This window comes from Bacteroidota bacterium, from assembly GCA_039821555.1.
Taxonomy (GTDB): domain Bacteria; phylum Bacteroidota; class Rhodothermia; order Rhodothermales; family Rubricoccaceae; genus JBCBEX01.
The window spans coordinates 1-549 of sequence record JBCBNX010000073.1; the positions used below are offsets into that span (position 1 = coordinate 1).

Here is a 549-nt window from a genome sequence, read left to right on the forward strand (position 1 = left end):
GTGGGTCGAGGAGGACTTGAACCTCCGACCTCACGCTTATCAGGCGTGCGCTCTAACCACCTGAGCTACCGACCCATTTGGTGGAGCGTGTCGTACCGCAGGTACGCAGCAAAGCGCCGATATGCTCCATAGTTTTGGTGGAGCGTATCGGGATCGAACCGATGACCCCCTGCTTGCAAAGCAGGTGCTCTCCCAGCTGAGCTAACGCCCCAAACTTCCCGGCGGGAATTCGTGGTGGGTCGAGGAGGACTTGAACCTCCGACCTCACGCTTATCAGGCGTGCGCTCTAACCACCTGAGCTACCGACCCATCTGGTGGAGCGTATCGGGATCGAACCGATGACCCCCTGCTTGCAAAGCAGGTGCTCTCCCAGCTGAGCTAACGCCCCGTAGGCCCGCGCCATGGCGTGAAACCTTTGATTTTCTGAAGAGATATGAGGACGGCCTGGACCGATTTATAGTCTGGCTTGAGAACCAGACTTGCTAAGTGTTCCGTGAAACCGGGCGAACCGATTGATCGCAGAACATCCTTAGAAAGGAGGTGATCCAG

Annotated in this window: 4 tRNA genes; all 4 read right to left on the minus strand. The window is 57.2% G+C overall.

Annotation, left to right across the window (positions count from 1 at the left end):
* Window position 1 precedes the first annotated feature (1 nt).
* Window positions 2-75: transfer RNA gene (locus AAFU51_18905), tRNA-Ile, on the minus strand.
* Between the two features lie 60 nt (window positions 76-135).
* Window positions 136-211: transfer RNA gene (locus AAFU51_18910), tRNA-Ala, on the minus strand.
* A 21-nt stretch (window positions 212-232) separates the two neighbouring features.
* A tRNA-Ile gene (locus AAFU51_18915) sits at window positions 233-309 on the minus strand.
* Window positions 310-312: 3 nt separating this feature from the next.
* Window positions 313-388 (minus strand) — tRNA-Ala (locus tag AAFU51_18920).
* Between the last annotated feature and the right edge of the window lie 161 nt (window positions 389-549).